Here is a 26,358-nt window from a genome sequence, read left to right as displayed (position 1 = left end):
GTGCCGAAGTGTCGGATCCTCGGCGCATGGCACTTCGATCACGTTCACGCATGTCGGCCCCGACCAGCGGTCCCGGCCGCCCACCCGCTTCCGACGGCCGGTTCCGGCACCGCCGTCCACCCCATGCGCGCGGTCCGGTACGGCACGGCCGGCGCACGTCCGCGCAGGAGCTGCGGCGCCGTGCGGAGACGCTGTTCGCACGGCACGGCGAGGGCGCTCAACGCGTAGGGGAGTGGCAGGAGTCGGGCAAGGGGCCGCCGGGACGGGTGGGGCTTGCCGACGAGTGGGTGGACGGGGGTCCCGTGGGCGGGGCGTCGGCCGTCGAGGCGGCGGCCGGGAGCGGTACCCGGCGGGAGCGGGTCCGGCTCGCGGTGCGGGAGCGGACGCCGGTGTGGCTGCAGACGAGGTGCGGTCTGGAGCGGCGCGGTGTGGCGGCGCTGACCGTCGTGCTGGTCGCCGCCGCCGGTTTCGCGGCGGTGCACTTCTGGACCGGCCGGACCGAGACCGTGCGCCCGCCCGAAGTGGTGGAGACGGCGGCGTACGAAGGAGACGGTGAAGGGGAAGGGGGCCGGCGGGGAGGGAAGGTGCCGAGCGCACAGGCCGTGGCCCCAGGTGCGCCGGGCGCCACGGCCGCCCCCGGCGGCGACATCGTCGTCGACGTCAGCGGCAAGGTCCGGGAGCCGGGCGTCCACCGGTTGCCGGCCGGTTCACGGGTCGAGGACGCGCTGCGCGCGGCCGGCGGTGTCCGTCCGGGCACGAACACCGACGGGCTCAACCGGGCCCGGTTCCTCGTGGACGGCGAGCAGGTGAGCGTCGGCACGTCCGTCGCGGGTGCGGGTGCGGCTTCCGGCGGGGGCGCCGGCCCGGTCGGTGGCGCGTCGGGGGCGGCACCGGGGGCGGCGCCCGCGGCTCCCCTCTCCCTGAACACGGCGACCGCCGAACAGCTCGACACCCTGCCGGGAGTCGGCCCCGTGCTCGCCGGACACATCGTCACCTACCGCACCGAGCACGGCGGTTTCCGCTCGGTGGACGAACTGCGCGAGGTCGACGGCATCGGCGAACGGCGCTTCGCCGACCTGCGCGACCTGGTCCGGCCATGAGCCGCCGGCCCGAGGCCACCCCGGCGCGGGAGCGGTCGCCCGTACACGCCGCCTCCGGGAAACGGCTCGGCGCCTCCCGCCCCCGGCAGGAGGGCCCGGCGGATCTGCGACTGGTCCCACCGGCCCTGGCGGCCTGGGCGACGGCGGCCCTGCTGCTCGGCCACTCGCCCGGCTGGGCGGCCGGCGTGGTGGCGGGCTGCGCGGTCGTGGGCGGCGCGGTCGCGGCGGTGTGGTGGTGGAAGAGGCGCGGGGCGGGAGGCGCCGAAGGGGCGACAGCGCGCGCCCGGGAGGGTCACCGACCCGCGTTCGCCGCCCTGTTGCTGTGTGCCGCCGCGTCCGCCGCGTCGGCAGGGCTGCACGGCGCGGATCTGCACCGGGGGCCGGTGCCGGAGCTGGCGGGGCGGCACGCCAGAGTCACCGCCGAGGTGGAGCTGACCTCCGACCCGCGGCTCACCCGCCCCCGGGTCCGCGGCGACAGAGCGGCCCCGCCCGCCGTGCTGATCGACGCCGAGGTCCGGCGCGTCGAGCGGACGGACGGGACGGTGGTGGCCACCCGGACGCCGGTGCTGATGATCGTCGACGCGGAAGCCCCGCCACCGGGGCCGACGGCCGGCCGGACCCGGGCCTCACCGTGGCTCGGCCTGCTGCCCAGCACCAGGCTGCGGATCACCGCGCGGTCGGCGCCCCCGGCGGTGGCGGGCGACCGGGTCGCGGCCGTGCTGCGGGTCCGGGGCGGACCGACACCGCGCGTCGTGGCCGGACCGTCCGGGGCACAGCGCCTCGCGGGACGGTTGCGCGCCGGGCTGCGGGAAGCGACCGACGGCCTGTCCCCGGACGCCAGGGCGCTGCTGCCCGGCCTGGTCGTCGGGGACACCGCCCGCGTCACCCCCGAACTGGACGAGGCGTTCAAGGAGACCGACCTCGCGCACACGCTCGCCGTGAGCGGAGCCAACTTCACCATCGTGCTGGCCCTGCTGCTCGGACCGCCCGGACTGGCCCAGTACAGCGAGCGCCGGGGGCCGGCACCCCGGCTCGGCATCTCGCTGCGGACCACCGCACTGCTGGGCGGCGCGCTCGCGCTCGGGTTCGTGGTCGTGTGCCGGCCGGAACCGAGCGTGCTGCGGGCGGCGGCCTGCGGTTCGGTCGCGCTGCTCGCCCTGGCCACCGGACGCCGCCGGTCCCTGATCCCGGCGCTCGCGACGGCGGTGCTGCTGCTGGTGCTGTACGACCCCTGGCTGGCCCGGAGTTACGGCTTCCTGCTCTCCGTGCTGGCCACCGGCGCCCTGCTCACGCTGGCCCCGCGCTGGAGCGCCACCCTGCGCGGCCGGGGGGCGCCGCCCCGGCTCGCCGAGGCGCTGGCCGCCGCTGCCGCCGCGCAGGCGCTGTGCGCGCCGGTCGTCACCGTGCTGTCGGCGCGGGTCAGCCTGGTGGCGGTGCCGTGCAACCTGCTGGCGGAGGCCGCGATCGCACCGGCCACGGTCCTGGGCTTCGGGGCGCTGGCGACCGCGCCGCTGGCGATGCCGGTGGCGAAGGCACTGGCATGGTGCGCGGGTTGGCCCGCCGGGTGGCTGGCCACGGTGGCCCGGACCGGGGCGGGGCTGCCCGGCGCGGGCGTGGACTGGCCGGGAGGCTGGGCGGGGGCGGCACTGCTGGCGCTGCTGACGGTCGGCGTGCTGTTCGCGGGGCGGCGGCTGCTGCGGCACCCGTGGTGGTGCGGGGTGTGCGCGGTGCTGCTGGCGCTGGCGGTGGTGCGGCCGGCGCCGCTGACCCGGGTGATCACCGGCTGGCCCCCGCCGGACTGGCGGCTCGCCATGTGCGACGTGGGGCAGGGCGACGCGCTGGTCCTGGCGGCCGGTCCGGGCACGGGCGTGGTCGTGGACGCCGGACCCGACCCGGCACTCGTCGACCGCTGCCTGCGCTCCCTGGGCGTCACCCGTGTCCCGCTGGTCGTGCTCACCCACTTCCACGCCGACCATGTGACCGGCCTGCCGGGAGTGCTGCGGGGCCGCGCGGTGGGCGGTATCGAGACGACCGGTTTCGAGGAACCCCCGGACCAGGTGGCGTCCGTGCGCGGACAGGCGGCGGCACACCGGGTCCCCGTGCGGCACGCCGCCGCCGGGGAGCAGCGGAGATCCGGCGCGCTGTCCTGGCAGGTCCTCTGGCCGCCCCCGGACCCGCGACCGGGTCGTGCACGGGTTCCGGGACCGGACTACGCGCCGGTGCCGGAAGGACCCAACGACGCCAGCGTCACCCTGCTGGTCAGGACGGCCGGGCTGCGGCTGCTGCTCCTCGGGGACCTGGAACCACCGGCCCAGCAGGCCCTGGCCCGCTCACCGGCGGCCCCGGCGCTGAAGGACGTGGATGTGCTGAAGGTGGCTCACCACGGCTCGGCGTACCAGGACCCCGGACTGCTGCGGGCGGCGGCTCCACGGGTGGCGCTCATCTCGGCCGGCGCGGACAACCCGTACGGGCATCCCGCGCCCGGCACGCTGGCGGCACTGCGCGCCCGGGGCACCACGGTGCTGCGGACGGACCGGGACGGGGCCCTGGCGGTCGCGGGCACGGGGGAGGAGCTGCGGGTGACGAGAGAGTGAAAGCGCGGAAACGCGACCGAGGGGGGAGTGCGGTTCACAGGGCGTACTCAGGCGCAGGTCAAGCAGGGGCGCTGGTTTCCGGACCGCGCGGCCGGTGTCGGACAATGACGGGCGTGAGTGATGTGAGACATGTCCTGGTGCTGCCCGACCGGGACGCCGCGGAAGAGGCGGCGGAGGCGCTCGGGGAGCGGTTCGGGATCGACGAGGAGCCGCGGCTCGTCCGGGACGCGCTGGCCGGCGAGGACGACGCCGAGGACGCCCAGTGGCTGGTCGTGCTGCGGGACGAGGGGGAGCGGCTGGACCCGGCCGAGCTGGACGAGTTCGCGTCCCGCTGGGACGGCTGGCGCGAGGAGCCCTGACCGGGCCCCGGGCCGGGCTCGGGACCCCGTTGTCAGTGGCGCGTGCGATGCTGTGTCGTGATGGCCAGGAAGACTGCGAACGACGACCCTCTCGCCCCGGTGACGCTCGCCGTGGGCCAGGAGGACCTCCTGCTCGACCGTGCCGTGCAGGAGGTGGTGGCCGCCGCCAAGGCCGCCGACGCCGACACGGACGTACGCGACCTCACCCCGGACCAACTGCAGCCCGGCACCCTCGCCGAGCTGACCAGCCCCTCGCTCTTCGCCGAGCGCAAAGTCGTGGTCGTACGCAACGCGCAGGACCTGTCCGCCGACACCGTCAAGGACGTCAAGACCTACCTAGGCTCCCCGGCCGAGGAGATCACCCTCGTACTGCTGCACGCGGGCGGCGCCAAGGGCAAGGGCCTGCTGGACGCCGCGCGCAAGGCGGGGGCGCGGGAGGTGGCGTGCCCGAAGATGACGAAGCCGGCGGACCGGCTGGCCTTCGTACGCGCCGAGTTCCGTACCGCGGGGCGCTCGGCCACCCCCGAGGCGTGCCAGGCGCTGGTCGACGCGATCGGCAGCGATCTGCGGGAGCTGGCGTCGGCGGTGTCCCAGTTGATCGCGGACGTGGAGGGGACGATCGACGAGGCGGTCGTCGGGCGGTACTACACGGGACGGGCCGAGGCGTCCAGCTTCACGGTCGCGGACCGGGCCGTCGAGGGCCGCGCCGCCGAGGCGCTGGAGGCGCTCAGGTGGTCCCTGGCGACGGGGGTGGCGCCGGTGCTGATCACCAGCGCCCTCGCGCAGGGCGTGCGGGCGATCGGGAAGCTGTCCTCCGCGCGGGGCGGGCGCCCCGCCGACCTGGCGCGGGAGCTGGGCATGCCGCCCTGGAAGATCGACCGGGTGCGGCAGCAGATGCGCGGCTGGACACCGGACGGTGTCGCGGTGGCACTGCGCGCGGTGGCCGAGGCGGACGCCGGGGTGAAGGGCGGCGGCGACGACCCCGAGTACGCCCTGGAGAAGGCCGTGGTCACCATCGCCCGAGCCGCCCGCTCCCGGGGCCGGTCGTAACCGCCGGCTCGGCAGCCGCCCGCTCCTGCTCGCAGGGTCGGGCTTCCTCGACCTCAGGGCCCGACCGGCAAAGACCAACGAACCCGACCCGACACAACCGAGAACTCCGGCCCCACACAGCGAAGCCCCGCCCCCAGACAGCCGAAAACCCCGGCCGCCCGTCCCAAAGGGACAGCTACCGGGGTCTTCGGATCAAGCTGTGGATCCGCGCCCGCGTGGCGAACGCAGGCCGCGCGCGGATGCCGGGGGTGCCGGTCGGGAGCGGATGAGAGAGGGCCCGCTCGGGTCCTTCCGGCGGTCAGACCAGATGAGGGGTTCAGCCCTTGAGGGCGGCGACCTTCTGCGCCAGCGCCGACTTCTTGTTGGCGGCCTGGTTCTTGTGGATGACGCCCTTCGAGACGGCCTTGTCGAGCTGGCGCGCGGCAGCGCGCTGGTACTCGGTGGCCTTCTCGACGTCACCCGCGGCAGCGGCCTCGCGGGCCTTGCGGATCGCGGTCTTCAGAGAGGACTTGACGGCCTTGTTGCGCAGCCGGGCCTTCTCGTTGGTCTTGATCCGCTTGATCTGGGACTTGATGTTCGCCACGAATGAGCCTTTTCAGGTTCTGGCACGGGGCCGCACGGGTCCCGTACCGGTGAATTTCCAGAGGATGTGCCTCGCGCTGAGAGGGCATGAGACACAGCCCCCCACACTACCAGCGGCCCGTCCGGGGTCCCAAACCGGCCCTCGGCCGCTCCCGCACCCCCCGGCGGTCGCGGCCCGTGGGACCATGGAGGCTACGTAACGATCCGACCCGAGACCGCAGACACTGCGGACGCCTCAAGAATCAGGACCCTGCGTGCCCGCGATCCCTAGCCATGTGCCCGAGCCGAGCCGTACCGACCCGGCTCTGATCCGCAATTTCTGCATCATCGCGCACATCGACCACGGCAAGTCCACGCTCGCCGACCGGATGCTCCAGTTGACCGGTGTGGTCGAGCAGCGGCAGATGCGCGCCCAGTACCTCGACCGCATGGACATCGAGCGCGAGCGCGGCATCACGATCAAGTCCCAGGCGGTGCGGCTGCCGTGGGCCCCGACCCACGACCAGGGCAACACGCACATCCTCAACATGATCGACACGCCGGGGCACGTCGACTTCACGTACGAGGTCTCGCGGTCGCTCGCCGCCTGCGAGGGCACCATCCTGCTGGTCGACGCGGCCCAGGGCATCGAGGCGCAGACCCTCGCCAACCTCTACCTGGCGATGGAGAACGACCTCACGATCATCCCGGTGCTGAACAAGATCGACCTGCCGGCCGCGCAGCCCGAGAAGTTCGCCGAGGAGCTGGCCAACCTGGTCGGCTGCGACCCCGACGACGTGCTGAAGGTCTCCGCCAAGACCGGCCTGGGCGTCGAGGCGCTGCTGGACAAGGTGGTCGCCGACATCCCGGCTCCGGTCGGCGTCGCGGACGCCCCCGCCCGCGCGATGATCTTCGACTCGGTCTACGACTCCTACCGCGGTGTGGTGACCTACGTCCGGGTCATCGACGGCCAGCTCAACAAGCGTGAGCGCATCCGGATGATGTCCACCAACGCCACCCACGAGCTGCTGGAGATCGGCACCAACTCCCCGGAGATGCTGCCCGCGGACGGCCTCGGCGTCGGCGAGGTGGGCTACCTCATCACCGGTGTGAAGGACGTCCGCCAGTCCAAGGTCGGTGACACCGTCACCAGCATGCACAAGGGCGCCACCGAGGCCCTCGGCGGGTACAAGGACCCCAAGCCGATGGTCTTCTCCGGCCTGTACCCGCTGGACGGCTCCGACTACCCCGAGCTGCGCGAGGCGCTGGACAAGCTCCAGCTCAACGACGCCGCCCTGGTCTACGAGCCGGAGACCTCCGCCGCCCTCGGCTTCGGGTTCCGCGTCGGCTTCCTGGGCCTGCTGCACCTGGACGTGATCCGCGAGCGCCTGGAGCGGGAGTTCGGCCTGGACCTGATCGCCACCGCGCCCAACGTGGTCTACCGGGTGACCCTGGAGGACGGCGAGGAGATCACGGTCACCAACCCGAGCGAGTTCCCGGAGGGGAAGATCGCGGAGGTGCACGAGCCGGTCGTGCGGGCCACGATCCTCGCGCCCACCGAGTTCATCGGCGCCATCATGGAGCTGTGCCAGACCCGGCGCGGCACCCTGCTCGGCATGGACTACCTCTCCGAGGACCGCGTCGAGATCCGCTACACCCTGCCGCTCGCGGAGATCGTCTTCGACTTCTTCGACCAGCTCAAGTCCAAGACCCGCGGGTACGCGTCCCTGGACTACGAGCCCACCGGCGAGCAGGCCAGCAGCCTGGTCAAGGTCGACATCCTGCTGCACGGCGACAAGGTGGACGCCTTCTCGGCGATCACCCACAAGGACCAGGCGTACGCGTACGGCGTCCGGCTCGTCGCCAAGCTCAAGGAGCTGATCCCGCGGCAGAACTTCGAGGTGCCCGTCCAGGCCGCCATCGGCTCCCGGGTGATCGCCCGCGAGACCATCCGCGCCATCCGCAAGGACGTCCTCGCCAAGTGCTACGGCGGTGACATCTCCCGCAAGCGGAAGCTGCTGGAGAAGCAGAAGGAAGGCAAGAAGCGGATGAAGATGGTGGGCTCCGTGGAGGTTCCGCAGGAAGCCTTCATCGCCGTCCTCTCCAGCGACGACAGCGCGGCGTCGGGCAAGGCCAAGAAGTAGACCCGAGGAGCAGCCGGGCAGGACGCGGAAGCAGCCCGGAGAACGGACACAAGGGGCCCGTCGTACGAAAGTGCGGCGGGCCTCCGTGCGTGCGGCGGGGTGCTTCCTGGAGGAAGTGACAGGGCGCGGGCTCTTACGTACCGGCCGGTCGGGCCTTACCCTGATGCCTGCTTGATAGTTACTCGCGAGTTAAACAACGGCCCGCGAGTGGAACCAGCCGCACTGAGCCAGCCGCACCGTCGCGGGCCCGGAGGATGTCGTGAGCGACACACAGACACTGATCGAGAACCGCCCGCCGTCCGTGGCCGGCCTCTTCCTGGAGCGCGTGGCGGCCACACCGGACGCCGAGGCTTACCGCTACCCCGTCCCGTCCGCCGCCGGCCAGGGCCCGGACGACTGGAAGTCGCTGACCTGGGCCCAGGCCGCCGAGCGGGTCCACGCCATCGCGGCCGGCCTGATCGACCTGGGCATCGCGCCGGAGCAGCGGGTGGCGCTGGCCTCCGCCACCCGCATCGAGTGGATCCTGGCCGACCTGGGCATCATGTGCGCGGGCGCCGCCACCACCACCGTCTATCCGCAGACCAAAGCGGAGGAGTCGGCGTACATCCTCTCCGACTCCGGGAGCCGGGTGCTGATCGCGGAGAACGCCGAGCAGCTCGCCAAGGCCCGGGAGCGGCGCGCCGAGCTGCCCGACCTCACCCACGTGGTCGTCATCGACCCGGCCGGCGCCGACACCGGCGAGGACTGGGTGCTGACCCTGGCCGAGCTGGAGCGCCGGGGCGCGGCCAGGCTGGAGAAGGAACCCGAGCTGATCGAGAAGCGGGTCGGGGCGCTCACCAAGGACCAGCTCGCCACCCTGATCTACACCTCCGGCACCACCGGCCGCCCCAAAGGGGTCCGGCTGCCGCACGACTGCTGGGCCTACATGGCCAAGGCCATCGCCGCGACCGGCCTGGTGACCGGCGCGGACGTGCAGTACCTCTGGCTGCCGCTCGCGCACGTGTTCGGCAAGGTGCTCACCTCCGGGCAGATCGAGGTCGGCCATGTCACCGCCGTCGACGGCCGGGTCGACAAGATCATCGAGAATCTGCCGGTGGTCCGGCCGACGTACATGGCGGCCGTGCCGCGGATCTTCGAGAAGGTCTACAACGGGGTCGCCGCCAAGGCGAAGGCCGGCGGCGCCGCCAAGTACCGGATCTTCCAGTGGGCCGCCGAGGTCGCCCGCGAGTACGCCCGGGTCACCCAGGACAACTTCCGCCGCACCGGCACCGCCAGTGCCCCCCTCGGCCTGAGGTCCCGGCACGCCGTCGCCGACAAGCTCGTCTACGCCAAGATCCGCGAAGCCTTCGGCGGCAACCTGCGCGCCTGCATCTCCGGCTCGGCCGCACTCGCGCCCGACATCGGCTACTTCTTCTCCGGCGCCGGCATCCACATCCTGGAGGGCTACGGCCTCACCGAGTCCTCCGCCGCCTCCTTCGTCAACCCGGGCGAGGCGTACCGCACCGGCACGGTCGGCAAGCCGCTGCCCGGCACCGAGGTGCGCATCGCCGACGACGGCGAGATCCTGCTGCGCGGCCCCGGCATCATGCAGGGCTACCACCAGTTGCCCGAGAAGACCGCCGAGGTGCTGGAGCCGGACGGCTGGTTCCACACCGGCGACATCGGCGAACTCTCCCCGGACGGCTATCTGCGGATCACCGACCGCAAGAAGGACCTGATCAAGACCTCCGGCGGCAAGTACATCGCCCCGGCCGAGGTCGAGGGGCAGTTCAAGGCGGTCTGCCCGTACGTCTCCAACATCCTGGTGCACGGCGCCGACCGGAACTACTGCACCGCCCTGATCGCCCTCGACGAGGCCGCGATCACCGAGTGGGCCGAGGAGCACGGACTGGCGGGCCGGCCGTACGCGGAGATCGTCGCCGCCCCGGCCACCGTCGAGCTGGTCCAGGGCTACGTCGACCAGCTCAACGAGGGCCTCCAGCGCTGGCAGACCATCAAGAAGTTCCGCCTGCTGCCGCGCGACCTCGACATCGAGCACGGCGAGATCACGCCCAGCCTCAAGCTGAAGCGGCCGGTCGTGGAGCGCGAGTACCGCCATCTGATCGAGGAGATGTACGCGGGCACGCGCGAGGCGTGACGCCCGGCCCCGGGGGTCAGGACACCTGCCCCCCGGCCATCCGCGCCCGCAACTCGGCGACCTGGGCGCGCAGCGCCGGCACGTCCGGCGTCGCCCGGGCCGCCAGGTGCGCCTCCAGCGCGGCCAGCCGGGCGTCCACCTCGGCCTGCTCGGTGCGCTGACGGGCCAGCATCCGCTCCAGTTGGCGGTTCTTGCGGTGCAGGTCGAGGAAGACGGACACCTTCGCCCGCAGCACCCACGGGTCGAAGGGCTTGGTGAGGAAGTCGGCGGCTCCGGTGGCGTACCCCCGGAAGGCGAACCCGGAGTCGTCCTCGTCCGTGCCGGTCAGGAAGATGATCGGCACGTCCTTCGACCGGTCCAGCCGCTTGATCCGCGCGGCGGTCTCGAAGCCGTCCATGCCCGGCATCCGCACATCGAGCAGGATCAGGGCGAACCGGCGGCGCAGCAGCGCCTCCATCGCCTCCTCGCCGGACCGGGCGCGGACCAGCGGCTCGTTCAGGGAGGCCAGGACGGCCTCCAGGGCGATCAGGTTGTCCTCCATGTCGTCGACCAGGAGGATCCCGGCGGGTTCGTCCGGGGTGGTGTCGGCGGTCATCGTGCGGGAGTCCTCATTCGGTTCTGTCGGGACGCCGGAGGCGGTGGTCGTGCTCGCGTCGGCGGGCGGGGCGCGCGGCACCCGCCCGGGGCGCCGCCCGTCCCCGTACACCTCGCGGCGCCGCGAGGCCGCCGCCGGCCCGGGACGCCCGGGAGCCGTGCCGCCGTTCGTCCGATCGGTCGAACCGGACCGGTGCGCGCCCGACACGCCGCGCCGCCGCGCCGTCGTGCGGGTGACGGTCCGTACCCTCGACGGCGCCGCCGTCGCGCCCGGCGGTCAGCGCGGCGAGCGGGGCGGGTAACCCGAACGGTCGAATCGTTCCGTCTTCCGGTCCGGTCGGGCGCGTCGGCGTAGCACGGTTCTCACTCATGATGGCCCACTTCGATGACTCGGCGCTTATGGGCGGGTTCAGTCTGTCACTCTGTCGCCGTCGACCGCGGCGTATTCGTACGAACTGTCCGGGGAGCTGTTGACATGGGGGCCACCTCGACGCAACGAGAGATCGTCTCGCCGGTCACCGGCGTGCCCGCGTCGGAGGCGTCCGCACCGGTCCACGCCACCCTCCCCGGCGACTCGCTCGCCCCCGGCGCGGCCCGGGAACTGGTCCGCGGGGCGTTCGCCGACTGGCGGCGGCTCGCGCAGCCCGGCATCGAGCACCTCTCCGACCGGCTGGTGGACGACACGCTGCTCGTCGTCAGCGAACTGGTCACCAACGCGGTCGTGCACGCCGGCACCGACGTCGAGGTCGCCTGTCTGCTCCAGGTGTCCGGCGCGGTGGTCGTCGAGGTCGCCGACCACCACCCGGTCCGCGCGCCCCGGCCCGGCGGACCCCGCGCCGCCACGCCGGACACTCCCGAGTACGGACGCGGGCTGCGGCTGGTCGCCGCGCTCTCCGACGCCTGGGGGATCACGTACCGCACCGGCACCAAGACGGTCTGGGCGAGCGTCCCCGCGACGGGCGGCCCGCCCGCCGCCCCGGAACGGATCGGGACCTACGCGCAGGACCCGCCCCGGGCACGGGGCGTGCGGGTGTCCGACATCCTGGCGTCGACGCGGCCCGCGGCGGGGGCCGCTGCGGGGGAGCGGAGTGCGGACCGGCCGCCGGTGAAGGCGGAGGCGGCCGGGGCCGCGCGGGGTGCCGATGGCCCGCCGGTGGGTGCCGACGGCTCCCGCGCGCCGGAGTGCGACTGGCGGGGCCGGGCCGCGCTGTCGTTCCTGGCCGAGGCGTCCGATCTGCTGGCCGGGCAGCTCGACGAGGACCTGATCGCCTCGCTCACCGGCCAGTTGGTCGTCCCCCGGCTCGCCGACTGGTGCGCGGTCTGGCTGGAGGACGAGTCGCTGGGCCGCGCCACCTGGGGCGAGGACGGCACGATGACCGTGGGCGCGCGGCTCGCCCGGGTCTGGCACGGCAGCGAGGACCGCATCGAGGAACTCCGCCGCGCCCTGGAGAAGGACCCGCCGCCCCCGCCCGACCCCTGGCGTTCCGGACCGGTCGCCCACCCCTGGCCGGGCGAGGCCCTCGGCCCCGGCGGCGAGCGGGGCGCCGCGCTGTCGTACCGCCTCGCCGCCGGCGGCCGCCCGCTCGGCACCCTGCTGATCGGCCGGGCCGGCGCCCCCCGGTTCCCCGACGAGATCACCGGCCTCGTGGAGGACCTCGGCCGCCGGGTCGCGCTCGCCGTCGGCACCGCCCGCCAGTACGCCCGGCAGGCCGCCATCAGCGCCATCCTCCAGCGCGGCCTGCTGCCCGAGGCGGTCGCCGAGATCCCGGGGGTGCGCAGCGCCCTCGTCCACGAGCCCTGCCTCAAGGGCGGCCCGAGCGGCGACTTCTACGACCTGTTCCCGGCCGGGGACGGCCGCTGGTGCTTCGCCGTCGGCGACGTCCAGGGCAAGGGCCCGGAGGCCGCCGTCGTCATCGGCCTGGTCCGCCCCTGGCTGCGGCTGCTGGCCCGCGAGGGCTACGGCGTCCCCGACGTCCTGGACCGGCTCAACCAGCTCCTCCTGGACGACGCCACCGAGGCCGCGGACGCCGCCGCCCGGGCCCTGGTCGCCGTCGGAGGCCGGCCGGTCGCCCGGAGCGACGGTCCCCAGACCCGGTTCCTCTCCCTGCTCTACGGCGAACTGGTCCCCTTCGACGGCGGCGTCCACTGCACCCTCGCCTCCGCGGGCCACCCCCTGCCGCTGCTGCTGCCGCCCGGCGGCGCGGTCCGCCCGGTCGCCCGCCCGCAGACCCTGCTCGGGGTCATCGAGGACGAGACGTACGTCAGCGAGACCTTCGACCTGGCGCCCGGCGACAGCCTGCTGTGCGTCACGGACGGGGTCACCGAGCGGCGCAACGGCACCCGCCAGTTCGACGACGGCGACGGACTCGCCGCCGCGCTGGCGAGCTGCGCCGGGCTGAGCGCGGAGCTGATCGCCGAGCGCATCCGGCAGCTCGTGCACGCGTTCGGGCCCCGGCCGCCGGAGGACGATCTGGCCCTGCTGGTGCTCCAGGCCGGGTAACCGCCGGCGTGCGGGACAATGGAGCCCATGCCCTCCGCACTCCCCGACGGCGAGCCCGTCCCCGCCGACGGCGCGCTGCCCGCGTCCGCGCTGGCCGGGGCCGCGCACCGCCCCCTCGGCTTCTACCTGCACGTCCCGTACTGCGCGACCCGCTGCGGCTACTGCGACTTCAACACCTACACCGCGACCGAGCTGCGCGGCACCGGCGGCGTCCTCGCCTCCCGCGACAACTACGCCGAGACGCTCGCCGACGAGGTCCGCCTGGCCCGCAAGGTCCTCGGCGACGACCCCCGCGAGGTCCGCACGGTCTTCGTCGGCGGCGGCACGCCCACCCTGCTGGCCGCCGGCGACCTGGTGCGGATGCTGGGCGCGATCCGCGACGAGTTCGGCCTCGCGGCCGACGCGGAGGTGACCACCGAGGCCAACCCGGAGTCCGTCGACCCCGCCTACCTCGCCGCCCTGCGCGAGGGCGGCTTCAACCGGATCTCCTTCGGCATGCAGAGCGCGCGGCAGCACGTGCTCCAGGTCCTCGACCGCACCCACACCCCGGGCCGCCCCGAGGCGTGCGTCGCCGAGGCCCGCGCCGCCGGGTTCGAGCACGTCAACCTGGACCTGATCTACGGCACCCCCGGCGAGTCCGACGACGACTGGCGGGCCTCCCTGGACGCCGCGCTCGGCGCCGGACCCGACCACGTCAGCGCCTACGCCCTGATCGTGGAGGAGGGGACGCAGCTCGCCCGCCGCATCCGCCGGGGCGAGGTCCCGATGACCGACGACGACGTGCACGCCGACCGGTACCTGATCGCCGAGGAGACCCTCACCGCGGCCGGCTTCCACTGGTACGAGGTGTCCAACTGGGCCACCTCAGACGCGGCCCGCTGCCTGCACAACGAGCTGTACTGGCGCGGCGCCGACTGGTGGGGCGCGGGACCGGGCGCGCACTCCCACGTGGGCGGTGTGCGCTGGTGGAACGCCAAGCACCCCGGCGCGTACGCGGCGGCCCTGGCGGCGGGCCGCTCCCCGGGCGCCGGGCGCGAGGTCCTCACCGACGAGGACCGCCGGGTCGAGCGGATCCTGCTGGAACTGCGCCTGCGCGAGGGCGTCCCGCTCTCCCTCCTGCACGAGGCCGGCTTGGCGGCGTCCCGCCGGGCACTATCGGACGGCCTGCTCCAGCCGGAGCCGTACGAGGCGGGCCGGGCGGCGCTCACCCTGCGCGGCCGGCTGCTGGCGGACGCGGTGGTGCGGGACCTGGTGGACTGAGCGTCCCACGGCGCCGCGCCCGGTGCCGCCCCGGCGCTACTCCGGCGCCGTGACGAAATCGATCAGTTCCTCGACCCGCCCCAGCAGCTCCGGCTCCAGGTCCTTGTACGACCGCACCCGGCCCAGGATGTGCCGCCAGGCGGCCCCGGTGTTCTCCGGCCAGCCCAGCGCGCGGCACACCCCGGTCTTCCAGTCCTGGCCGCGCGGCACCCGGGGCCAGGCGGCGATGCCCACCGACGACGGCTTCACCGCCTCCCAGATGTCGATGAACGGGTGGCCCACCACCAGGGCGTGCTCGCTGGTCACCGACTCGGCGATGCGCCACTCCTTCGAGCCCGGCACGAGGTGGTCCACCAGGACGCCCAGGCGGGCGTCCGGACCCGGCGCGAACCCGGCGACGATGGCGGGCAGGTCGTCCACGCCCTCCAGGTACTCCACCACCACGCCCTCGATGCGCAGGTCGTCGCCCCAGACCTTCTCGACCAGCTCGGCGTCGTGCCGGCCCTCCACATAGATCCGCCCGGCCCGGGCCACCCGCGCCCGGGCGCCGGGGACGGCCACCGAACCGGACGCCGTACGGGTGGGGCGCACCGGACCGGCGGCGGGGCGCGTCAGTGTCACCACGCGCCCCTCCAGCAGAAACCCGCGCGGCTCCAGCGGGAACACCCGGCGCTTGCCGAAGCGGTCCTCCAGCGTCACCGTGCCCGCCTCGCAGCCGACCACCGCGCCGCAGAACCCGGTGCCGGGCTCCTCGACCACCAGCCCGGGGTCGGCCGGAACCTCCGGTACCGGCTGCGGCTTCTTCCACGGCGGGGTCAGATCGGCGGAGTACTGGCGCATTCTCCCGACGATACGAGGAGTCCCCGGGCGGCGATCACCGCGACACGCCGTACCGCGCCGCCAGCGCGTCCCGCTGGGCCCGTACGAAGTCCGCGTCCACCACCGCCCCGTGCCCCGGCACGTACAGCGCGTCCTCCCCGCCCAGCTCCAGCAGCCCGTCCAGGGCCGCGGGCCAGCGCGCCGGTACGGCGTCCGGGCCGGCCTGCGGCTCCCCGGACTCCTCGACCAGGTCGCCGCAGAACACCACGTCCGGGGCGCCCGGCACCAGCACCGCCAGGTCGTGCGCGGTGTGCGCCGGGCCCAGCTCGGCCAGCACCGCCTCCCGGCCGCCGCCCAGGTCGAGGGCGAGCCGCCCGCGCACCTCGTGCCCGACCCGGACCAGCGCGTCCACCGCCTGCGCCGCGCGCCGCCGGTCCAGGCCGTTGGCCACCGCGTCCGCGCGCAGCGTCTCCCGGCCCCCGCCCAGCGCCTCGGGCACCCCGGCCGCGCCGTACACCTGCGCGCCCGGGAACGCCGCCGCGCCGAAGACGTGGTCGAAGTGCGGATGGGTCAGCGCGAGATGCGTCACACGGTGCCCGGCGAGCCGCTCCGCCTCGGCGCGCAGCGCGGCGCCCTCGCCGAGGCTCGACCCGGCGTCGATCAGCAGCGCCGCGCCCGCGCCGACCACCAGCCCCGCCGTGCAGTCCCACACCGGGAGCCGGCGCCGCCCCACCCCGGCGGCCACCCGCTCCCATCCCAGCTCTTCCCAAGTCACCGTCATGGCCGCGACGCTAGCCGGGCACGCGTCCCGGGGACGGCGGCGCGCCCCCGGCCTTGCCGGGGGCGTACCCCACGGCCGTACACTGGCCGGGGAAGTCTGGCACTCGCACGAGTGGAGTGCCAGGAGACGCGAGGCGGACGACTGCTGGAGGTGCGCGCGATGCTCAGTGAACGCAGGCTTCAGGTGCTGCGCGCCATCGTCCAGGACTACGTCGGCACCGAGGAGCCGGTCGGCTCCAAGGCCCTCACCGAGCGGCACAACCTGGGCGTCTCCCCGGCCACCGTGCGCAACGACATGGCGGCCCTGGAGGAGGAGGGGTTCATCGCCCAGCCGCACACCAGTGCCGGGCGGATCCCCACCGACAAGGGCTACCGGCTCTTCGTGGACAAGCTCGCGGGCGTCAAGCCCATGACCCCGCCCGAGCGGCGCGCCATCCAGAACTTCCTGGAGGGCGCCGTCGACCTCGACGACGTGGTGGCGCGCACCGTGCGGCTGCTGGCGCAGCTCACCCGGCAGGTCGCCGTGGTGCAGTACCCGTCGCTGACCCGCTCGACCGTGCGGCACGTGGAGCTGCTCTCGCTCGCGCCGGCCCGGCTGATGCTGGTGCTGATCACGGACACCGGGCGGGTCGAGCAGCGGATGGTCGACTGCCCGGCGCCGTTCGGCGAGTCACCGGTGGCCGACCTGCGGGCCCGGCTCAACAGCCGGGTCGCGGGCCGCCGTTTCACGGATGTGCCGGGTCTGGTGGAGGATCTCCCCGAGGCGTTCGAGCCCGAGGACCGGGGTACGGTCTCCACCGTCCTGTCGACCCTCCTGGAGACCCTGGTCGAGGAGAACGAGGAGCGGCTGATGATCGGCGGCACCGCCAATCTGACCCGCTTCGGCCACGACTTCCCGCTCACGATCCGGCCGGTGCTGGAGGCGCTGGAGGAGCAGGTGGTGCTCCTGAAGCTGCTCGGCGAGGCGAAGGATCCGGGCGTGACCGTCCGTATCGGTCATGAGAACGCCCACGAAGGACTCAACTCCACGTCCGTCGTGTCGGTGGGCTACGGTTCGGGCGGCGAGGCGGTTGCCAAGCTCGGCGTGGTCGGACCGACCCGCATGGACTACCCGGGAACGATGGGAGCGGTACGCGCAGTGGCACGGTACGTCGGACAGATCCTGGCGGAGTCGTAAGTGGCCACGGACTACTACGCCGTTCTCGGCGTGCGCCGCGACGCGTCGCAGGAAGAGATCAAGAAGGCGTTCAGGCGGCTCGCGCGCGAGCTGCACCCGGACGTCAACCCCGATCCGAAGACCCAGGAGCGGTTCAAGGAGATCAACGCCGCTTACGAGGTGCTGTCGGACCCGCAGAAGAAGCAGGTCTACGACCTCGGCGGCGACCCGCTCTCGCAGTCCGGCGGCGCCGGTCCCGGCGGCTTCGGCGCGGGCGGCTTCGGCAACTTCTCGGACATCATGGACGCGTTCTTCGGCACGGCGTCGCAGCGCGGGCCGCGCTCGCGCACCCGGCGCGGCCAGGACGCGATGATCCGGATCGAGGTGGAGCTGGAGGAGGCCGCGTTCGGCACCACCAAGGACATCCAGGTCGACACGGCCGTCGTCTGCAACACCTGCAACGGCGAGGGGGCGGCCCCCGGCACCTCCGCGCAGACCTGCGACATGTGCCGCGGCCGCGGTGAGGTCTCGCAGGTCACCCGGTCCTTCCTGGGCCAGGTCATGACCTCCCGGCCGTGCCCCCAGTGCCAGGGCTTCGGCACCGTGGTGCCGACGCCGTGCCCGGAGTGCGCCGGTGACGGCCGGGTGCGCTCCCGCCGCACGCTGACGGTGAAGATCCCGGCCGGGGTGGACAACGGCACCCGGATCCAGTTGGCGGGCGAGGGCGAGGTCGGCCCCGGCGGCGGCCCCGCCGGCGACCTGTACGTCGAGATCCACGAGCTGCCGCACAGCACCTTCCAGCGCCGCGGCGACGACCTGCACTGCACGGTCACCCTCCCGATGACGGCGGCGGCCCTCGGCACCAAGGTGCCGCTGGAGACCCTCGACGGCCGGGAGGAGGTCGACATCCGGCCGGGCACCCAGTCCGGGCAGTCGATCCCGCTGCACGGCCGGGGCGTCACGCATCTGCGCGGCGGCGGCCGGGGCGACCTCGTGGTCCACGTCGAGGTGCAGACCCCCAGCAAGCTCGACGCCGAGCAGGAGCGCCTGCTGCGCGAACTGGCCCAGCTCCGCGGCGAGGAACGGCCCCAGGGCACGTTCCAGCCGGGTCAGCAGGGCCTGTTCTCCCGGCTGAAGGACGCCTTCAACGGGCGCTGACGCCGGGCGCCGGGCGGTGTCCGGCGGGGAGCGGTCCGATTCGGACCTGTCCGGAGGACGTGACAACATGCCGTCATGTCCTCCGCGCTGACCGATCTCTTCCCGTACCCGATCGTGCAGGCACCCATGGCCGGCGGCGTCTCGGTGCCGTCGCTGGCCGCCGCCGTCTGCGAGGCGGGCGGGCTCGGCTTCCTGGCCGCCGGGTACAAGACGGCCGACGGCATGTACCAGGAGATCAAGCAGGTGCGGAGTCTGACGGCCCGCCCCTTCGGGGTCAACCTGTTCCTGCCGCAGCCCGAGACCGCCGACCGGGCCGCCGTCGACGTCTACGCCCACCAGTTGGCCGGCGAGGCCGCCTGGTACGAGACCGAACTCGGCGACCCGGACAGCGGCCGGGACGACGGCTACGAGGCCAAGCTCGCCGTCCTCCTGGACAACCCCGTACCGGTGGTCTCCTTCCACTTCGGCGTCCCCGCCCGCGAGGTGGTCGACGCCCTGCACCGGGTCGGCACCTTCGCCTGGGTCACCGCCACCACCGCCGACGAGGCCCGCGCCGTCCAGGACTGCGGGGCCGACGCGGTGATCGCGCAGGGCGTGGAGGCCGGCGGCCACCAGGGCACCCACCGCGACCTGCCGGAGACGGACGGCTCCGGCATCGGACTGCTCGCCCTGCTCGCACAGGTGCGCGAGGCGGTGAGCCTGCCGGTCGTCGCGGCCGGCGGCCTGATGCGCGGCGGGCAGATCGCCGCGGTCCTCGCGGCCGGGGCGAGCGCCGCCCAGATGGGCACCGCCTTCCTCGCCACCGCCGAGTCCGGCGCGCCCGACCTGCACAAGCGGGCGCTGACCAACCCGCTGTTCGCCCGTACTGAGCTGACCCGGGCCTTCACCGGCCGCCCGGCCCGCGGCCTGGTCAACCGCTTCCTGCGCGAGCACGGCCCGTACGCCCCGGCCGCCTACCCGGAGGTCAGCCACCTCACCGCGCCGCTGCGCAAGGCGGCGGCGACGGCCGGCGACGTGCAGGGCCTGGCGCTGTGGGCCGGGCAGGGCCACCGGCTGGCGCGGGAGCTGCCCGCCGGGCACCTGGTGGAGGTGCTGGCGGCCGAACTCGCCGCCGCCGGCACGGCGCTGTCGGCCTACACCTCCGGAGGTACCGGCCGATGACCGCCCCGGTGTTCGTGGTCGACTCGCTCGACTCCCTGCCCGGCGGGACCTGCGTCCTGACCGGACCCGAGGGACGGCACGCCGTCTCCGTGAAGCGGCTGCGGCCCGGCGAGGACGTGGTCCTCACCGACGGGCGCGGGCGCTGGGCGGAGGGCGTCGTCCGGGCCGCCGAGGGCAAGGACCGCCTGGTCGTGACGGACCTGGAGTCGGTGTTCGAGGAACCGGCGCCGCAGCCCCGGATCACCGTCGTCCAGGCCCTGCCCAAGGGCGACCGCGGGGAACTCGCCGTGGAGACCATGACCGAGGTCGGCGTGGACGCGGTGGTGCCGTGGGCGGCGTCCCGGTGCATCACCCAGTGGAAGGGCGAGCGGGGACTGAAGGCGCTGGCCAAGTGGCGGGCGACGGCCCGGGAGGCCGGCAAGCAGTCCCGCCGGGTCCGGTTCCCCGAGGTCGCGGAGGCGGCCACCACCAAGGAGGTCGCCGCGCTGCTGGCCGAGGCCGACTTCGCCGCCGTGCTGCACGAGAGCGGCGACACCCCGCTGGCCCGCGCCGAACTCCCCGCCGCCGGCCGCATCGTGCTCGTCGTCGGCCCCGAGGGCGGCGTCTCCCCCGAGGAGCTGGCCCTGTTCGCCGAGGCGGGCGCCCAGCCGTACGTCCTCGGCCCCACCGTGCTGCGTACCTCCACCGCGGGCACCGCCGCGACGGCCCTGCTGCTGGGCCGCACCGGCCGCTGGGGCTGACCCCCTCCCCGGGGCGGCGCAGGGTGGCCGTATGCGCCCTACCGCCACGGCCGGGTCGGTGGCACGCTGCCTGCCATGGGGCTGTCGAGGCGGACACGGCGGGGGCGGCGGGCCGTCCTGGCGGCCGGGCTGGTGGGAGTGGCCGTCGGCGGAGCGGTCGCCTGCGACCCGGGCGGGCTGAACACCGGGTCGGTGGCGTTCACCACCGACCAGACGGTCACCCGCGAACTGAACCGGCAGAAGGCCGACGTACGGTGGCTGACCTGCACCGCCTCCGTCGACGACGACGGCGCGAGCGCCTCGGCGAGCGAGCGGACCGTCGCGGAGGTGCACTGCGAGGGGCAGACCGACGACGGCAAGGACATCAGCGTCGACGGCAAGGTCACCCGGGTCGTCGAGGGCGCCTGCGTCCGCGGCCGGATCACCGCGAAGGTGGACGGCAAGGAGTGGTTCACGGTCGACGGACTGGGCAACTGCGACGCCACCCCCACCCCGCCGGTGAACAACAACCCCACGGACAACGGGCCCACGGACGACGGACCCCGGCCCACCGCCACCGTGACCGTCACCAAGACCGTCTACTGCCAGCAGCGCCCCGGTTGCTGGCCCGAGGGCAAGTGATCCAAACCGCTGTCCGCCGCCGCCGCCCCTGCATAGGGTGAGGGCGTGACACAGTCCGCAGCCCCTGCCTACCTCCGGTTCCCGCACCCGCACGGCGAGTCGGTCGCCTTCACCGCCGAGGACGACGTGTGGCTCGCGCCCCTCGACGGGGGGCGGGCCTGGCGGGTCAGCGCCGACCACACGCCGGTGACCCAGCCGCGCATCTCGCCCGACGGCACCACCGTCGCCTGGACCTCCACCCGGGACGGCGCCCCCGAGGTGCACACCGCCCCGGTCGACGGCGGACCCGCCCGGCGCCTCACCTACTGGGGCAACGCCAAGACCCAGGTGCGCGGCTGGACCCCCGACGGCCGGGTGCTGGTGATCACCGCCCACGGCCAGGCCGCCCTGCGCCGCACCTGGGCCCGGGCCGTCCCGCTGGACGGCGGCCCCGCCGAGACCCTGCCCTACGGACCCGTCGGCGACGTGGCGTTCGGCCCGGCGACCGTGCTGCTGTCCGCGCCGATGGGCCGCGAGGCCGCGTGGTGGAAGCGCTACCGGGGCGGCACCGCGGGCAAGCTGTGGATCGACACCGCCGGCGACGGCGAGTTCGCCCGCCTCCACGAGGACCTCGACGGCAACATCGAGTACCCCCTGTGGGTCGGCGACCGCCTCGCCTTCCTCTCCGACCACGAGGGCACCGGCGCGCTGTACTCCTCCCTCGCCGACGGCTCCGGCCTGCGCCGGCACACCCCCCTCGGCGGCTTCTACGCCCGGCACGCCGCGACCGACGGCACCCGGGTCGTCTACTCCAGCGCCGGTGAACTGTGGGTGCTGGACGACCTGGACGGGGCCGAGCCGCGCCGCCTGGACGTCCGGCTCGGCGGGCCGCGCACCGACCTCCAGCCGTTCCCGGTGAACGCCGCCCGCTGGTTCGGCTCCGCCTCCCCCGACCACACCGGGCGCGGCAGCGCCGTCGCCGTGCGCGGTGCCGTGCACTGGGTCACCCACCGCTCCGGCCCGGCCCGCGCCCTCGCCGCGCAGCCCGGCGTCCGGGCCCGGCTGCCGCGCGCCTTCCGCGCCGACGGCGAGGAGTGGGCGGTCTGGGTCACCGACGCCGAGGGCGAGGACGCCCTGGAGTTCGCGCCCGCCACCGGACTGCCGCCCGGCGCCACCCCGCGCCGCCTGGCCACCGGACGGCTCGGCCGGGTCCTCGGCCTGGCCATGGCCCCCGACGGCAGCCGGGCCGCCGTCGCCGCCCACGACGGCCGGGTGCTGCTGGTCGAACGGGAGACCGGCGAGGTCCGCGAGGTCGACCGCAGCGAGCACGGCGATGTCTCCGGACTGGTGTTCTCGCCCGACTCGGCGTGGCTGGCCTGGTCGCACCCCGGCCCCCGCCCGCTGTCCCAGCTCAAGCTCGCCCACACCACCGACCTGTCGGTCACCGAGGCGACCCCGCTGCGCTTCCAGGACTACGCCCCCGCCTTCACCCTCGACGGCAAGCACCTGGCGTTCCTCTCCGCCCGCTCCTTCGACCCGGTCTACGACGAGCACGTCTTCGACCTGGCCTTCGTCGAGGGCGTCCGCCCCTACCTGATCACGCTGGCGGCGACCACGCCCTCGCCGTTCGGCCCGCAGCGGCACGGCCGGCCCTTCGAGACGGCCGACCGCGAGGAGACCCCCGAGGGCGAGGGCGCCCCCACCACCCGCGTCGACCTGGAGGGCCTGGCCGACCGGATCGTGCCGTTCCCCGTGGAGGCCGCCCGCTACTCCCATCTGCGGGCCGCCAAGGACGGGGTGCTGTGGCTGCGGCACCCGGTCGCCGGTGTGCTCGGCGCCTCCCGGGCCACCCCGGACGACCCCGACCCCAAGACCGAGCTGGAGCGCTTCGACCTCGTCCAGCAGCGCGTCGAGCACCTGGCCGGCGACGCCGACCACTTCGCCGTCACCGGCGACGGCAAGCGGGTGCTGCTCTGGACCGACGGCCGGCTCAAGGTGGTCCCCAGCGACCGGCGCGCCTCGGGCGACGAGGACAGCGACGGCAACATCACCGTCGACCTGTCCCGGGTGCGCCGGACGATCGACCCGGTGGCCGAGTGGCGGCAGATGTACGAGGAGACCGGCCGGGTCATGCGGGACCAGTTCTGGCGGCCGGACATGAGCGGCGTCGACTGGGACGGCGTACTGGACCGCTACCGCCCCGTCCTCGACCGCGTCGCCACCCACGACGACCTGGTGGACCTGCTCTGGGAGGTGCAGGGCGAACTCGGCACCTCGCACGCCTACGTGGTGCCGCGCGGCGGCCACGGCGGCGCCCGGCAGGGCCTGCTCGGCGCCGACATCTCCCGGCACCAGGACGGCACCTGGCGCGTCGACCGCGTCCTGCCCTCGGAGACCTCCGACCCCGACGCCCGCTCCCCGCTGGCCGCGCCCGGCGTCGCGATCCGCGCCGGGGACGCGATAGTCGCCGTCGGCGGCCAGGCCGTCGACCCGGTCACCGGCCCCGGCCCGCTGCTGGTCGGCACCGCCGGCAAGCCCGTGGAGCTGACCGTCCTGCCCGCCGGCGGCGGCGAGCCCCGGCACGCCGTCGTCGTCCCCGTCGCCGACGAGGAACCCCTGCGCTACCACGCCTGGGTCGCCGACCGCCGGGCCTATGTCCACGAGCGGTCCGGCGGCCGGCTCGGCTACCTGCACGTCCCCGACATGCAGGCCCCCGGCTGGGCGCAGATCCACCGCGACCTGCGGATCGAGGTGGCCCGCGAGGGCCTGGTCGTCGACGTCCGGGAGAACCGGGGCGGCCACACCTCCCAGTTGGTGGTGGAGAAGCTCGCCCGGCGGATCGTCGGCTGGGACCTGCCGCGCGGGATGCGGCCCACCAGCTATCCGCAGGACGCGCCGCGCGGCCCGGTGGTCGCGGTCGCCAACGAGTTCTCCGGCTCCGACGGCGACATCGTCAACGCCGCGATCAAGGCCCTCGGCCTCGGCCCCGTCGTCGGCACCCGCACCTGGGGCGGCGTGGTCGGCATCGACAGCCGCTACCGCCTGGTCGACGGCACCCTGGTCACCCAGCCCAAGTACGCCTTCTGGCTGGAGGGCTACGGCTGGAACGTGGAGAACCACGGAGTCGACCCCGACGTAGAAGTCCCCCACCGCCCCCAGGACCACGCGGCAGGCAAGGACCCCCAGTTGGACGAGGCGATCCGCCTGGCCCTCGAAACCCTGGAAACAGCACCCGCAAAAACACCGCCCACCCTGCCCACCTAAAGGGGCGCGGGGAACGGCGCGACCAGCCACACACCCCCCGCACCCGCCGACGATACGATGCCCCCCACGAACCGTCCGCCGCTAAAAGGAGCGCAAGCCCATGGCAGGGGAAGCACAGGACGACTGCCTGTTCTGCAAGATCGTCGCCGGCCACATCCCGGCCACGATCGTCCGCGAGACGGAGACCACCGTCGCCTTCCGCGACATCAACCCCCAGGCCCCCACCCACGTCCTGGTCATCCCCAAGGCGCACTACCGCGACGCCGCCGCGCTCGCCGCCGGTGCCCCGGAACTCGCCGCCGACGTGCTCCGGGAGACCCAGGCCGTCGCCGACGAGGAGAAGCTCGACAGCTACCGCATCGTCTTCAACACCGGCCCCGGCGCCGGCCAGACCGTCTGGCACACCCACGCCCACGTGCTCGGCGGCCGCGGCCTGAACTGGCCCCCCGGCTGAGCCACCGTGTCCGTCCGTGAACTGGTCGTCCTCGGCACCGCCAGCCAGGTCCCGACCCGGCACCGCAACCACAACGGGTACCTGCTGCGCTGGGACGGCGAGGGCATCCTGTTCGACCCCGGCGAGGGCACCCAGCGGCAGATGCTGCGCGCCGGGGTCGCCGCCCACGACCTGAACCGGATCTGCGTCACCCACTTCCACGGCGACCACAGCCTGGGCCTGGCCGGGGTGATCCAGCGGATCAACCTGGACCGGGTGCCGCACGAGATCACCGCGCACTACCCGCGCTCCGGCCGGCGGTTCTTCGACCGGCTGCGGTACGCCACCGCCTACCGCGAGACGGTCGCCCTCACCGAGGCCCCGGTCGACACGGACGGCGTGCTGGCCCGCACCCCCGGCTACACCCTGGACGCCCGCCGCCTCGACCACCCCGTGGAGTCCTACGGCTACCGCCTCACCGAGCCCGACGGCCGCCGGATGCTGCCCGAGCGACTGGCCGCCCGCGGCATCACCGGCCCGGACGTGGGACGGCTCCAGCGCGAGGGCGTGCTCGGCGGGGTCGGGCTGGAGGAGGTCAGCGAGGTCCGGCGCGGCCAGCGGTTCGCGTTCGTCATGGACACCCGGCTGTGCGACGGGGTGTACGCCCTCGCCGAGGGCTGCGACCTGCTGGTCATCGAGTCCACCTTCCTCGACGAGGACGAGGCGCTGGCCGTGGAGCACGGGCACCTCACGGCCGGCCAGGCGGCGCGGGTGGCCCGGGACGCCGGGGTGCGGCACCTGGTGCTCACCCACTTCAGCCAGCGCTACGCCGACCCGGAGGAGTTCGAGCGGCAGGCGCGGGCCGCCGGATACGAGGGGGAGCTGACCGTGGCGCACGATCTGCTCCGGGTACCGGTTCCGAAACGTCGGTGAAACCGCCGTACCATTCTCTGATGCCCCTGCCCATAGCGGAACTGCACCTGCACATCGAAGGCACCCTGGAGCCGGAGCTGGCTTTCGAGCTGGCCGCCCGCAACGGTGTCGCCCTCCCGTACGCCGACACGGACGCCCTGCGCGAGGCGTACCGCTTCGCCGACCTCCAGTCCTTCCTGGACCTGTACTACGCGCTGATGGCCGTTCTGCGCACCGAACGGGACTTCGAGGACCTCGCCAACGCCTACCTCGCCCGCGCCGCCGCGCAGGGCGTGCGGCACGCGGAGATCTTCTTCGACCCGCAGGCCCACCTCGCCCGGGGCGTCGGCATGGAGACGGTCGTCGAGGGGCTGTGGCGGGCGCTGGGCAGCAGCGTGCAGAACCACGGCGTCTCCACCCGGCTGATCCTGTGCTTCCTGCGCGACGAGTCCGCCGAGTCGGCCCTCGCCACGCTCGACGCGGCGACCCCGTACCTGGACCGGATCACCGGCATCGGCCTGGACTCCGCCGAGGTCGGCCACCCGCCGGCCAAGTTCCGCGAGGTGTACGGCAAGGCCGCCGCGCTCGGGCTGCGCCGGGTCGCGCACGCCGGTGAGGAGGGCCCGCCGGAGTACATCACCGAGGCGCTCGACGTGCTCGGCGTCGAGCGGATCGACCACGGCCTGCGCTGCGCGGAGGACCCGGAACTGGTCGAGCGGCTGGTGCGCGAGCGGATTCCGCTGACCCTGTGCCCGCTGTCCAACGTGCGGCTGCGCACCGTGGACACCCTCGCCGACCACCCGCTGCCCGCCCTGCTCGACGCGGGCCTGCTGTGCACGGTCAACTCCGACGACCCCGCCTACTTCGGCGGGTACGCCGGCGACAACCTCGACGCGGTGCGCGACACCCTCGGCCTGTCCGACGAGCGCCTGCGGGAGCTGGCCCGCAACTCCTTCCTCGCCTCCTTCCTGGAGGACGACGAGGAGCTGCGGGCGCGGTACCTGGCCGAGGTGGAGGCGTACGTCTTCCCGTAGGA

Annotated in this window: 22 protein-coding genes; 18 read left to right on the top strand and 4 right to left on the bottom strand. The window is 74.3% G+C overall.

All coding sequences use genetic code 11. The annotated features are described in order from the left end of the window. Positions 1-26: 26 nt before the first annotated feature. The 4 genes from IE316_RS01720 (at position 27) to holA (ending at position 5,103) form a co-directional block, all read left to right on the top strand. Positions 27-1,100 (top strand): ComEA family DNA-binding protein, encoded by a 1,074-nt coding sequence (locus IE316_RS01720; protein ID WP_190202269.1) that lies wholly within the window; start codon positions 27-29, stop codon positions 1,098-1,100. After that, the gene (locus IE316_RS01715; protein WP_190202268.1) at positions 1,097-3,694 is read left to right on the top strand and encodes a ComEC/Rec2 family competence protein; all 2,598 of its coding nucleotides are present in this window, start codon (positions 1,097-1,099) and stop codon (positions 3,692-3,694) included. Before IE316_RS01720 ends, IE316_RS01715 begins: the two co-directional genes overlap by 4 nt. 104 nt (positions 3,695-3,798) lie before the next feature. Continuing rightward, positions 3,799-4,053, top strand: a complete 255-nt coding sequence (locus IE316_RS01710; protein WP_229910147.1) for a hypothetical protein — start codon at positions 3,799-3,801, stop codon at positions 4,051-4,053. 60 nt (positions 4,054-4,113) lie between these two features. Continuing rightward, positions 4,114-5,103, top strand: a complete 990-nt coding sequence (gene holA / locus IE316_RS01705; protein ID WP_190202266.1) for a DNA polymerase III subunit delta — start codon at positions 4,114-4,116, stop codon at positions 5,101-5,103. A 316-nt stretch (positions 5,104-5,419) separates the two neighbouring features. Here holA and rpsT read toward each other — a convergent pair whose 3' ends face one another. Continuing rightward, positions 5,420-5,686, bottom strand: a complete 267-nt coding sequence (gene rpsT, locus IE316_RS01700) for a 30S ribosomal protein S20 (RefSeq protein ID WP_010042013.1) — start codon at positions 5,684-5,686, stop codon at positions 5,420-5,422. A gap of 253 nt (positions 5,687-5,939) precedes the next feature. On the opposite strand from rpsT, the gene lepA reads away from it, so the two are divergent. Together lepA and IE316_RS01690 are read left to right on the top strand one after the other, a co-directional pair. Beyond that, on the top strand, positions 5,940-7,808 hold the full coding sequence (gene lepA, locus IE316_RS01695; protein WP_190202265.1) for a translation elongation factor 4: 1,869 nt from the start codon (positions 5,940-5,942) through the stop codon (positions 7,806-7,808). Positions 7,809-8,067: 259 nt separating this feature from the next. Further along, positions 8,068-9,945, top strand: coding sequence for an AMP-dependent synthetase/ligase (locus tag IE316_RS01690; protein ID WP_190202264.1), 1,878 nt, complete (start codon positions 8,068-8,070; stop codon positions 9,943-9,945). Between the two features lie 16 nt (positions 9,946-9,961). Here IE316_RS01690 and IE316_RS01685 read toward each other — a convergent pair whose 3' ends face one another. After that, entirely contained in the window at positions 9,962-10,540 is a 579-nt protein-coding gene (locus tag IE316_RS01685) for a response regulator (protein WP_190202263.1), read from the bottom strand. 43 nt (positions 10,541-10,583) lie between these two features. Here IE316_RS01685 and IE316_RS01680 point away from each other — a divergent pair, with 43 nt between their 5' ends. The 3 genes from IE316_RS01680 to hemW all read left to right on the top strand — a co-directional run bounded on the left by IE316_RS01680 (position 10,584) and on the right by hemW (position 14,299). Further along, entirely contained in the window at positions 10,584-10,841 is a 258-nt protein-coding gene (locus IE316_RS01680; protein WP_190202262.1) for a hypothetical protein, read from the top strand. Positions 10,842-11,014: 173 nt separating this feature from the next. Continuing rightward, positions 11,015-13,039 (top strand): ATP-binding SpoIIE family protein phosphatase, encoded by a 2,025-nt coding sequence (locus IE316_RS01675; RefSeq protein ID WP_190202261.1) that lies wholly within the window; start codon positions 11,015-11,017, stop codon positions 13,037-13,039. Positions 13,040-13,066: 27 nt separating this feature from the next. Continuing rightward, positions 13,067-14,299, top strand: a complete 1,233-nt coding sequence (hemW, locus tag IE316_RS01670) for a radical SAM family heme chaperone HemW (protein WP_190202260.1) — start codon at positions 13,067-13,069, stop codon at positions 14,297-14,299. A 36-nt stretch (positions 14,300-14,335) separates the two neighbouring features. Here hemW and IE316_RS01665 read toward each other — a convergent pair whose 3' ends face one another. Next, complete coding sequence (locus IE316_RS01665; protein WP_190202259.1) at positions 14,336-15,139, bottom strand: DUF3097 domain-containing protein; 804 nt, start codon at positions 15,137-15,139, stop codon at positions 14,336-14,338. A gap of 34 nt (positions 15,140-15,173) precedes the next feature. Continuing rightward, positions 15,174-15,899: an MBL fold metallo-hydrolase gene (locus IE316_RS01660; protein WP_190202258.1), complete on the bottom strand. Its 726-nt coding sequence runs from the start codon at positions 15,897-15,899 to the stop codon at positions 15,174-15,176. A gap of 159 nt (positions 15,900-16,058) precedes the next feature. On the opposite strand from IE316_RS01660, the gene hrcA reads away from it, so the two are divergent. The 9 genes from hrcA (at position 16,059) to IE316_RS01615 (ending at position 26,356) form a co-directional block, all read left to right on the top strand. Continuing rightward, complete coding sequence (hrcA, locus tag IE316_RS01655; protein WP_190202257.1) at positions 16,059-17,075, top strand: heat-inducible transcriptional repressor HrcA; 1,017 nt, start codon at positions 16,059-16,061, stop codon at positions 17,073-17,075. After that, on the top strand, positions 17,076-18,212 hold the full coding sequence (dnaJ, locus tag IE316_RS01650; protein ID WP_190202256.1) for a molecular chaperone DnaJ: 1,137 nt from the start codon (positions 17,076-17,078) through the stop codon (positions 18,210-18,212). A 75-nt stretch (positions 18,213-18,287) separates the two neighbouring features. After that, complete coding sequence (locus IE316_RS01645; RefSeq protein ID WP_190202255.1) at positions 18,288-19,373, top strand: nitronate monooxygenase; 1,086 nt, start codon at positions 18,288-18,290, stop codon at positions 19,371-19,373. Beyond that, a complete protein-coding gene (locus IE316_RS01640; protein ID WP_190202254.1) occupies positions 19,370-20,113 on the top strand; it encodes a 16S rRNA (uracil(1498)-N(3))-methyltransferase in 744 nt (247 codons plus the stop codon). The genes IE316_RS01645 and IE316_RS01640 overlap by 4 nt, the downstream gene beginning before the upstream one ends. A gap of 75 nt (positions 20,114-20,188) precedes the next feature. After that, on the top strand, positions 20,189-20,734 hold the full coding sequence (locus IE316_RS01635) for a hypothetical protein (protein WP_190202253.1): 546 nt from the start codon (positions 20,189-20,191) through the stop codon (positions 20,732-20,734). 45 nt (positions 20,735-20,779) lie between these two features. Next, positions 20,780-23,977 carry a S41 family peptidase gene (locus IE316_RS01630; RefSeq protein WP_190202252.1) on the top strand — a complete coding sequence of 1,066 codons (3,198 nt, stop codon included), beginning with the start codon at positions 20,780-20,782 and terminating at the stop codon, positions 23,975-23,977. Positions 23,978-24,077: 100 nt separating this feature from the next. Then, complete coding sequence (locus tag IE316_RS01625; protein ID WP_190202251.1) at positions 24,078-24,431, top strand: histidine triad nucleotide-binding protein; 354 nt, start codon at positions 24,078-24,080, stop codon at positions 24,429-24,431. Between the two features lie 6 nt (positions 24,432-24,437). Next, positions 24,438-25,343, top strand: a complete 906-nt coding sequence (locus IE316_RS01620; protein ID WP_190202250.1) for a ribonuclease Z — start codon at positions 24,438-24,440, stop codon at positions 25,341-25,343. Between the two features lie 20 nt (positions 25,344-25,363). Beyond that, positions 25,364-26,356: an adenosine deaminase gene (locus IE316_RS01615; RefSeq protein ID WP_190202249.1), complete on the top strand. Its 993-nt coding sequence runs from the start codon at positions 25,364-25,366 to the stop codon at positions 26,354-26,356. Positions 26,357-26,358: the final 2 nt, after the last annotated feature.

Source organism: Streptomyces fumanus (assembly GCF_014655295.1).
In the GTDB taxonomy this organism is placed as follows: domain Bacteria; phylum Actinomycetota; class Actinomycetes; order Streptomycetales; family Streptomycetaceae; genus Streptomyces; species Streptomyces fumanus.
The sequence above is the reverse complement of the archived record's forward strand: the minus strand, read 5'-3'. Positions and strand labels throughout refer to the sequence as shown.